The sequence below is a fragment of the Streptomyces sp. T39 genome (assembly GCF_008042045.1).
Lineage (GTDB): Bacteria > Actinomycetota > Actinomycetes > Streptomycetales > Streptomycetaceae > Streptomyces.
The window spans coordinates 1,045,694-1,054,337 of the sequence record NZ_RDBP01000037.1 but is presented as its reverse complement, the minus strand read 5'-3'; the positions used below and the strand labels follow the sequence as shown (position 1 = coordinate 1,054,337).

The window sequence follows — 8,644 nt, the reverse complement described above, 5'->3', positions numbered from 1 at the left end:
CGCCGCGGGCGGGAGCGTGCAGTTCACCGACGACGTGCGCCGCGGGCGGGAGCGTGCAGTTCACCGACGACGTGCGGGAGGTGCCCGTCACCATCGCCTGGGGCGAGCGGGACAGGCTGCTGCTGCGGCGCCAGGGCGTGCGCGCCAAGCGGACGATCCCGGGGGCGCGACTGGTGCGGCTGCCGGGATGCGGCCATGTGCCGATGAACGACGATCCGGCGCTGGTCGCGCGGGTGCTGCTGGACGGGAGCCGCTGAGCCCGGCGCGCGACCTCGCCCTCCGTGTTCATCCGGGGTTCGCGCCCCGGCCTCCGCCGGGGACCAGGCTGAGGGCCTCCCACCTCGGCACCCGCATGGAGGCACCACGATGTCCCACGTCCCTGGGCCGGCCCCGGCCCGGCGCTCCGTACTGCTCGGCACGGCGGCGGCGTCCGCCGCGCTCGCCCTGCCCGCCGCGGCGGCGACCCCGGCCCTCGCGCTCCCCGGCCGCCCGCGCGCGGCCTGGGGCGTGCAGACGGGCGACGTGACCACGACGTCCGGGCTGGTCTGGGTCCGCTCCGACCGGCCGGCCCGGATGATCGTGGAGACCTCGGCCACCGGATCGTTCCGCCGCCCCCGCACCTGGCACGGCCCGCTCCTCGGGCCGGGCACGGACTTCACCGGCACGACCGTGCTCCGCGGCCTGCCGCCGGGCGAGCAGGTGCACTACCGCGTCACGCTCGCCGACCCGGACGACCCCCGCCGCACCGGCGAGCCGGTGACGGGCACGTTCCGCACGGCGCCCGCGCGACGGCGCCAGGGGGTGCGCTTCGTGTGGTCGGGCGACATCGCCGGCCAGGGGTGGGGCATCAACCCGGACATCGGCGGCTATCGCGCGTACGAGGAGATGCGCCGTCTCGACCCGGACTTCTTCCTGTGCAGCGGCGACACCGTGTACGCGGACGGCCCGCTCCAGCCGAGCGTGACGCTGCCCGACGGCCGGGTGTGGCGCAACCTCATGACCGAGGAGAAGTCCAAGGTCGCCGAGACCCTCGCCGAGTACCGCGGGAACTTCCGCTACAACCTGCTGGACGAGAACGTGCGCCGGTTCAACGCCCAGGTGCCGACGATCGTGCAGTGGGACGACCACGAGGTGCGCAACAACTGGTACCCGGGCCAGATCCTCGACGACGCCCGGTACACCGAGAAGGACGTCGACGTGCTCGCCCGGCGCTCGATGCGCGCGTTCGCCGAGTACTTCCCGGTCGGGACGCTCTCGCCGGGCAGGCCCGGGGGCCGCGTCCACCGGGTGGTGCACCACGGCCCGCTGCTGGACGTGTTCGTCCTCGACATGCGCTCCTTCCGCAACCCCAACTCCCCCGGCCGGCAGGCCGACGACACCGAGGGCATCCTCGGCGCCGAGCAGCTCGCCTGGCTCGAGCGCGAGCTCTCGCGTTCGCGGGCGGTGTGGAAGGTGATCGCCTCCGACATGCCGCTCGGTCTCGTGGTCCCGGACGGGGCGACCGACTTCGAGGCGGTGGCCCAGGGGGACCCCGGGGCTCCGCTGGGGCGGGAGCTCCAGATCGCCGGTCTGCTGCGGTACATCAAGCACCGCAGGATCACCGGAACCGTGTGGCTGACGGCGGACGTCCACTACACCTCCGCGCAGCACTACGCGCCCGAGCGGGCCGCGTTCAAGGACTTCGCGCCGTTCTGGGAGTTCGTCTCCGGGCCGCTGGCGGCGGGCGGGTTCCCGGCGAACGCGCTGGACGGCACGTTCGGGCCCGAGCGGGTCTTCGTCCGGGCGCCGCAGCGGGCGAACGTCTCCCCCATGGAGTCGCCGCAGTACTTCGGCGAGGTCGACATCGACGGCGGAAGCGGGGAGTTGACCGTCCGGCTGCGCGCGGAGGGCGGCACGGTACTCTTCAGCAGGACGCTGCAGCCGGGACGCGTGGGCCAGTAGGCCCCCGGGGCGGGCGGCGCACGACCTGGCCGGCAGGCCCCCGGCCGGCCGCGCGCGGCCGTGCACGGCCGCGGTTCGAGGTGACCGGTCCGCCGCCCGGCAGCCGAACACTCCACGCCAAAAACGGTCAGAACCAGCCGATATCGGTTCTGATGCGCACTTAACCCATCAGTCACAAAGCGTTCGCGATCACGCAACACCCTTCGGTCACAGTGAGGGCATGACTGATGTGACTTCTGCGAAGAGTGTCCGCCGCCCGCACCACTGGCGGCGCGACCTCGTCGAACTGGCCGCCATGTTCACGGCCGTGGTGGTGGCCGACGCCGTCGCCAAACTGGTCGTGCACGGCCCCGACGGTCCGGTCGTGCTCGTCGCCGCCGCCGTGACCCTGGTCGCCACGGCCGCATTCCACACATGGTGGGCACGGCGCCACAGCCATGCCCCTCCCCCGGAACCGGCCGGGGCCGAGCCGGGCGGCGCCGGGGACGGCACGCCGCGTGAGACGGTGCTGTGGCGGATGCGCACCACCGTCCAGGACGCCCCGGGCAGCCTGGCCGCGCTGTGCTCGGCCCTGGCGGCCCTCGACGTGGACATCCTGACGCTCCAGACGCACCCCCTCGGCGACGGCACGGTCGACGAGTTCCTGCTGCGCGCCCCCGCGGACCTCGACGCGCAGCGGCTCACCCGCGAGGTCGCCGCCGCCGGCGGCACCAGCACCTGGACCGAGCGCGCCGACACCCACGACCTGGTCGACACCCCGACCCGGGTGCTGGGCCTCGCCACCCGCACCGCCCTCGACGCCGCCGAACTCCCGCTGGCGCTGCGGCAGCTGCTCGGCCGCTGCACGATCCGCTCGCGCCCGGCGCAGACACTCGGCGGCCGCCCCACGGGCCCGGTTCCCCCCGTCGAAGGCGTGCTGGAGGAGACCCTGATGCGGCTGCGCGACCCGAACGGCGGCACGATCACGGTCGAGCGGCCGTATCTGCCGTTCACCCCCACCGAGTTCGCCCGCGCCCGGGCGCTGGTGGAGCTGGACGCCCGGCTCGGACCGCGCGTGCCCCGCAGCCAGGACGTCCTCACCCTCCCCGAGGGCAACGAGATCACCGTCCGCCGTGCCGACCAGGGCGACGTCGCGCAGGCGGTCGCCATGCACGAGCGCTGCTCCGACCGGACTCTGTCCCTGCGCTACCACGGGCCCGTCGGCGACGCGGACCGCTATCTGAACCACCTGCTCAGCCCGCGCTACGGCCGCACCCTCGCCGTGCAGACCGCCTCGGGCCGCCTGGTCGCGCTGGGCCACCTGCTCTGGGACGGCGACGAGACCGAGGTCGCCCTGCTGGTCGAGGACGACTGGCAGCGCCGCGGCATCGGTTCGGAGCTGCTGCGCCGTCTGGTCGCCATGGCCCGGGAGGCCGGCTGCGACAGCGTCTACGCCGTCACCCAGTCGTCCAACACGGGCATGGTGGCGGCGATGCGCGGGCTCGGCCTGCCGCTGGACTACCAGATCGAGGAGGGGACGCTGGTGGTCACGGCCCGCCTCGACACGGCACAGCTGCGCCGCCCGGCCCCCCGCTTCGAGCAGGCCGAGCGCTGAGCGCGACGCCGTCCCCGGGCCCGGAGCCGTCGCCGGGCCCGGGGACGGCGCAGCCGCGTCGGGGTCCTCCCGCCCGGGGGCGGCGCACCCCCGTCAGGGCGCTCCGGTGAGCGCCGCGGACACCGGCGCTGCCGCCGCGCGGCGCGGTCCACCGCCGAGGGCCTGGGTCAGATCCCGCCACAGGTCCTCGACGTCCTCCAGACCCACGGACATCCGCAGCAGCCGGTCGCTCACCCCTGCCGAACGGCGGTCCCCCTCCGCCACGATGCGGTGGCTGATGGACGCCGGGTGCTGGATCAGCGAATCGACGCTGCCGAGGCTGACCGCGGGGGTGATCAGCCGGACCCCGGCGATCACCGCGTGCGGGTCGCCGTACGTCTCGAAGGCGATCATCGCGCCGCCGATCGACGGGTAGTGCACCCGGGCGATCCGCGGATCGGCGGCCAGCCGGCGCACCAGGTCCGCGGCGGTCGTCGACGCCGCCCTGACCCGGACCGGGAGCGTGGAGAGGCCGCGCAGCAGCAGATAGCCGGCCAGCGGGTGGAGCACCCCACCGGTCGCGAAGCGCACCTGGCGCAGGGTGCGCGCGAACTCCTCGTCGCAGGCCACCACGCCGCCCATCACGTCGCCGTGGCCGCCGAGGTACTTGGTGGCGCTGTGCAGCACCAGCCGGGCGCCGTGCTCGGCGGGCCGCTGGAGCACGGGCGTCGCGAAGGTGTTGTCGACCAGGAGCGGCACGGAGCCGCAGGCGTGGCGCACGGCCCGCAGGTCCACCTCGGCCAGCGTGGGGTTGGCCGGCGTCTCCACCATGACGAGACCGGTGTCGGGACGCAGCGCGTCGGCGATCCCCGCGGGATCGGTCCAGGTGACCTCGGTGCCGAGCAGCCCCGCGTTCAGCAGATGGTCGCTGCAGCCGTACAACGGCCGGACGGCCACGACATGCCGCAGACCGGCGCTCGCCCGCGCCAGCAGGACGGCGGTCAGGGCCGCCATACCGCTGGCGAAGGCCACGGCCGCCTCGGTGCCCTCCAGGGTGGCGAGGGCGGTCTCGAAGCGGGCGGTCGTCGGGTTGTCCAGCCGGGCGTACACCGGCGGACCCTCCAGCCGCGCGCCCGTCTGCGCGAACGCGTCGATGCGCGCGGCCTCTTCGGCGGCGTCGTACGAGGGGTAGGTGGTGGAAAAGTCGAGCGGCGGGGCGTGCAGGCCCAGTTCCGCGAGGTCCTCGCGTCCTGCGTGCACGGCGTCGGTGGCCAGCGCCCTGGATACGGGCACGGCCGAGGCTGCGTTCTCCATGGCGGCACTGTGAACATCTACCGGGAGGTAGCGGGGCATCTCCGTGCTACGTTCGGCCCATGACCGAATCCGTCGCACTGGATCCGGTGGATCTGCACATCCTCCGCCTCCTGCAGAACGACGCCCGGACGACGTACCGCGAGCTGGCGGCCGAGGTCGGCGTGGCGCCGTCCACCTGCCTGGACCGCGTCACACGGCTGCGGCGGTCCGGGGTGATCACCGGTCACCGGCTCGCCCTCGACCCCGCCCGGCTCGGCCGCGGCCTCCAGGCGCTGCTGATGGTGCAGGTGCGCCCGCACCGGCGCGAGCTGATCGGCCCCTTCGTCGAACGCATCAGGGCCCTGCCCGAGTCGCTCGCGCTGTTCCATCTCACCGGCCCCGACGACTACCTGGTGCACGTCGCGGTGACCGACATGGCGGATCTCCAGCGCCTGGTGCTGGACGAGTTCACCTCGCAGCGGGAGGTCGCCCGCGTGGAGACCCGGCTGATCTTCCAGCAGTGGGAGTGCGGCCCGCTGCTGCCGCCGGCCACCGGCCGTCAGGTGTCCGACGGCGGATGATGATGACGCGGGGGCCCTTCGCGTACCAGGATGAGCGCATGCCAGCTTCCAGCAGCGCACTGCCGCGCCAGGTCGCCGACGCCTACGTCGACGCACTCGTCGAACTCGACCCGATCACCGGGACGTACCTGGGGGTCAAGGAGAGCAACCGGCTGCTCCCCGACTACTCGCCCGCCGGTCAGGAGGAGTTCGCCGCCCTCGCCCGCAGGACCCTCGCCCTGCTCGGCGAGGCCGAGACGCGCCCGGGCTCCGAGACGGACGCCGAGCGCCGCTGCGCCCGGCTCCTGCGCGAGCGGCTCACCGCCCAGCTCGCCGTCCGCGAGGCGGACGAGGGGCTGCGGACGGTGAGCAATCTGCGCTCGCCGGCGCACTCGGTCCGCCAGGTGTTCACCCTGATGCCGACCGGAACGGCAGAGGAGTGGTCGGCCGTCGCCGAGCGGCTGCGGGCGGTGCCGCAGGCGCTGGAGGGGTACCGGGCCTCGCTCGCCCTGGGCCTCGAACGGAAGCTGTACGGCGGTCCCCGGGCGACGGCGACGTTCATCGGACAGATGACGGAGTGGGTCGGCGGCCGGCAGAGCTGGTTCGAGGAGTTCGTGTCCGACGGGCCCTCGTCGCTGCGGGTCGAACTGGACGTGGCGGCGCGCACCGCGACGCAGGCGCTGGCCGCGCTGCGCGACTGGGTGCGCGACGTGTACGCGCCCGCGATCGAGGGTGCGCCGGACACCGTGGGCCGGGAACGCTACGCCCGCTGGTCGCGCTTCTTCAACGGCACGGACCTGGACCTGGACGAGGCGTACGCCTACGGCTGGTCCGAGTACCACCGGCTGCTGGCCGAGATGCGCAGGGAGGCCGACAGGATCCTGCCGGGCGCAGGCCCGTGGGAGGCGCTGGCCCATCTCGATGTGCACGGGACGCACATCGAGGGCGTCGACGAGGTGCGCGCCTGGCTCCAGAAGCTGATGGACGAGGCGATGGACGCGCTGGACGGCACCCACTTCGAACTCGCCGAGCGGGTGCGCCGGGTGGAGTCCTGCATCGCCCCGCCGGGCGGCGCGGCCGCCCCGTACTACACCAGCCCCTCGGAGGACTTCTCGCGTCCCGGGCGGACCTGGCTGCCGACGATGGGCGAGACCCGCTTCCCGGTGTACGACCTGGTGTCGACCTGGTACCACGAGGGCGTGCCCGGCCATCACCTCCAGCTCGCGCAGTGGGTGCACGTCGCCGACCGGCTCTCCCGCTACCAGGCCACCGTCGGCACGGTGAGCGCCAACAGCGAGGGCTGGGCCCTGTACGCCGAGCGGCTGATGGACGAACTCGGCTTCCTGCCCGACCCGGAGCGCAGACTCGGCTACCTGGACGCGCAGATGATGCGCGCCTGCCGCGTGATCATCGACATCGGCATGCACCTGGAGCTGGAGATCCCGGCGGACTCGCCGTTCCGTCCCGGGGAGCGGTGGACTCCGGAGCTGGCGCAGGAGTTCTTCGGCAGCCACAGCGGCCGCCCCGCGGACTTCGTGGAGAGCGAGCTGACCCGCTACCTGTCGATGCCCGCCCAGGCGATCGGCTACAAGCTGGGCGAACGGGCCTGGCTGCTGGGCCGGGAGAACGCCCGCCGGGCCCATGGCGACTCCTTCGACGCCAAGGCCTGGCACATGGCGGCGCTGTCGCAGGGGCCGCTCGGTCTGGACGACCTGGTCGAGGAGCTGTCCCGGCTGTGACACCGGGCTCCCCGCGGTACGGCCGTCCGGCGCCGGAGGGCCGCACCGCGGGGAGCCGGCCGCCGGGCCGGGCCGCCGCCGGGGGTCAGCAGCCGCAGTCCCCGTCGACGGGGGCGGTCAGCGGGTCGGCCTCGCGGCTCCGGGGGCCCTCCCAGGTCTCGTAGGCGAAGCCCTCGCGCGCCCAGTACTCGAAGCCGCCGAGCATCTCCTTGACCTGGAAGCCGAGTTCGGCGAGGGCGAGGGCGGCGCGGGTCGCCCCGTTGCAGCCCGGGCCCCAGCAGTAGGTGACGACCGGCACCGAGCGGTCGAGCAGCTGCTCGGCCTGCTCGGGGATGAGCGCCGTCGGCAGGTGGACCGCGCCGGGGACGTGCCCCTGGTCCCAGGACTCCGTCGAGCGGGAGTCGAGCACGACGAAGCCGGGGTCGTCCCCCGAGGAGAGGGCGGCGGCCACGTCGGAGACGTCGGCGTGGAAGGCGAGGCTCGCCCCGAAGTAGGCGGCCGCGGCGGCCGGGGAAGCGGGCGGGACGCGCAGGACGGGGTGGGCGGCGGTGCGCTGCGTGCTGTTCATGGTCGGAAATCTACGACCGCCTGCCCGGCCGGTGAAGAGACTTTCCCCGGCCTGAGCCTTGATCGGCCGGGGAATCCCCTGCTATTCCTCTCTTATGAGCGGATATTCACCGGACGCCACGGACTGGCGCATTCTGGGTGCCCTGCAGGCCCAGGGCAGGGCGAGTTTCACCGAACTCGCCAAGGCGGTCTCGATGTCGCCGAGCGCCGTCACCGAACGCGTGCGCAGGCTGGAGGAGACCGGTGTGATCAAGGGCTACACGGCCGTGGTCGACCCCGAGCGGCTCGGGCTGCCGATCATGGCCCTGGTGCGGCTGCGGTACCCGACCGGCAACTACAAACCGTTCCACGACCTGCTGGACACCACGCCCGAGATCGTGGAGGCGCACCATGTGACGGGCGACGACTGCTTCGTCCTGAAGGTCACCGCCCGCTCGATGCGCCACCTGGAGGAGGTCTCCGGCAAGATCGGCGGGCTGGGGTCGGTGACGACCAGCGTGGTGTACTCCTCCCCGCTGCCGAGCCGCCCGATCAGCCGCTGAGCGCAACGCGGGCCCCGGCCGGCGGCAGGGCGCGCGTGCGTGGGGCGGTCGTGGGGTGGGAGGCCGCGTGGCGACCCCAGGGCTCCGGGCGCGGGCCGACACCGGGCACGTGCCGGCACAGGTCGACTCCGGGCCGCTGCGGGCAGCGTCCCTGCGCGACCGGTTGCCGCGTGCCGGGGGCGGTCGTGGGCGGGTCGCGTCCGCACGACGTCGGGCGCGTGCCGCCGGGCAGCGCGGACGTACCGGCGAACCCCGGCGGGCCGCCGTGGGCGAACTGCCCGGGACCGGGGCCGCGGCCTGTCCGAGACGGGCATGGCAGCCGTGCTGCGCCATGCGCTCGCCGACGTCTCACCGCTCGTCGGCCTCTACGTGAACGACGACAACATCCCCGCCAGAACGGGCCCAGTCCGGGCACTCGGGGCGGCACGG

Annotated in this window: 8 protein-coding genes and 1 pseudogene; 7 read left to right on the top strand and 2 right to left on the bottom strand. The window is 74.0% G+C overall.

What is annotated here, in order from left to right:
• The 3 genes from EAO77_RS27310 to EAO77_RS27300 form a co-directional block, all read left to right on the top strand.
• Positions 1 to 257 (top strand): alpha/beta fold hydrolase (locus EAO77_RS27310; protein ID WP_147991054.1); only part of this gene is annotated, 257 nt, incomplete at its 5' end.
• A 109-nt stretch (positions 258 to 366) separates the two neighbouring features.
• Positions 367 to 1,941, top strand: a complete 1,575-nt coding sequence (locus EAO77_RS27305; protein WP_147990908.1) for an alkaline phosphatase D family protein — start codon at positions 367 to 369, stop codon at positions 1,939 to 1,941.
• Between the two features lie 220 nt (positions 1,942 to 2,161).
• Positions 2,162 to 3,535 (top strand): GNAT family N-acetyltransferase, encoded by a 1,374-nt coding sequence (locus EAO77_RS27300; protein WP_147990907.1) that lies wholly within the window; start codon positions 2,162 to 2,164, stop codon positions 3,533 to 3,535.
• Positions 3,536 to 3,628: 93 nt separating this feature from the next.
• Here the strand turns inward: EAO77_RS27300 and EAO77_RS27295 are convergent, their stop codons facing one another.
• Positions 3,629 to 4,828: a trans-sulfuration enzyme family protein gene (locus tag EAO77_RS27295; RefSeq protein WP_147990906.1), complete on the bottom strand. Its 1,200-nt coding sequence runs from the start codon at positions 4,826 to 4,828 to the stop codon at positions 3,629 to 3,631.
• 59 nt (positions 4,829 to 4,887) lie between these two features.
• Here EAO77_RS27295 and EAO77_RS27290 point away from each other — a divergent pair, with 59 nt between their 5' ends.
• Entirely contained in the window at positions 4,888 to 5,388 is a 501-nt protein-coding gene (locus EAO77_RS27290; RefSeq protein ID WP_147990905.1) for an Lrp/AsnC family transcriptional regulator, read from the top strand.
• A 38-nt stretch (positions 5,389 to 5,426) separates the two neighbouring features.
• The gene (locus tag EAO77_RS27285; RefSeq protein WP_147990904.1) at positions 5,427 to 7,106 is read left to right on the top strand and encodes a DUF885 domain-containing protein; all 1,680 of its coding nucleotides are present in this window, start codon (positions 5,427 to 5,429) and stop codon (positions 7,104 to 7,106) included.
• Between the two features lie 85 nt (positions 7,107 to 7,191).
• Here the strand turns inward: EAO77_RS27285 and EAO77_RS27280 are convergent, their stop codons facing one another.
• A complete protein-coding gene (locus tag EAO77_RS27280) occupies positions 7,192 to 7,674 on the bottom strand; it encodes a rhodanese-like domain-containing protein (RefSeq protein WP_147990903.1) in 483 nt (160 codons plus the stop codon).
• A gap of 94 nt (positions 7,675 to 7,768) precedes the next feature.
• On the opposite strand from EAO77_RS27280, the gene EAO77_RS27275 reads away from it, so the two are divergent.
• Together EAO77_RS27275 and EAO77_RS27270 are read left to right on the top strand one after the other, a co-directional pair.
• Complete coding sequence (locus EAO77_RS27275; RefSeq protein WP_147990902.1) at positions 7,769 to 8,215, top strand: Lrp/AsnC family transcriptional regulator; 447 nt, start codon at positions 7,769 to 7,771, stop codon at positions 8,213 to 8,215.
• A gap of 285 nt (positions 8,216 to 8,500) precedes the next feature.
• Positions 8,501 to 8,611, top strand: a pseudogene (locus tag EAO77_RS27270) (GNAT family N-acetyltransferase); the annotation flags it as partial.
• Between the last annotated feature and the right edge of the window lie 33 nt (positions 8,612 to 8,644).

What these genes read in the sequence shown, in the direction of transcription:
- EAO77_RS27305 (WP_147990908.1), top strand. Translation starts at nt 367, where the DNA reads ATGTCCCACGTCCCTGGGCCGGCCCCGGCCCGGCGCTCCGTACTGCTC.
- EAO77_RS27300 (WP_147990907.1), top strand. Translation starts at nt 2,162, where the DNA reads ATGACTGATGTGACTTCTGCGAAGAGTGTCCGCCGCCCGCACCACTGG.
- EAO77_RS27295 (WP_147990906.1), bottom strand. Translation starts at nt 4,828, where the DNA reads ATGGAGAACGCAGCCTCGGCCGTGCCCGTATCCAGGGCGCTGGCCACC.
- EAO77_RS27290 (WP_147990905.1), top strand. Translation starts at nt 4,888, where the DNA reads ATGACCGAATCCGTCGCACTGGATCCGGTGGATCTGCACATCCTCCGC.
- EAO77_RS27285 (WP_147990904.1), top strand. Translation starts at nt 5,427, where the DNA reads ATGCCAGCTTCCAGCAGCGCACTGCCGCGCCAGGTCGCCGACGCCTAC.
- EAO77_RS27280 (WP_147990903.1), bottom strand. Translation starts at nt 7,674, where the DNA reads ATGAACAGCACGCAGCGCACCGCCGCCCACCCCGTCCTGCGCGTCCCG.
- EAO77_RS27275 (WP_147990902.1), top strand. Translation starts at nt 7,769, where the DNA reads ATGAGCGGATATTCACCGGACGCCACGGACTGGCGCATTCTGGGTGCC.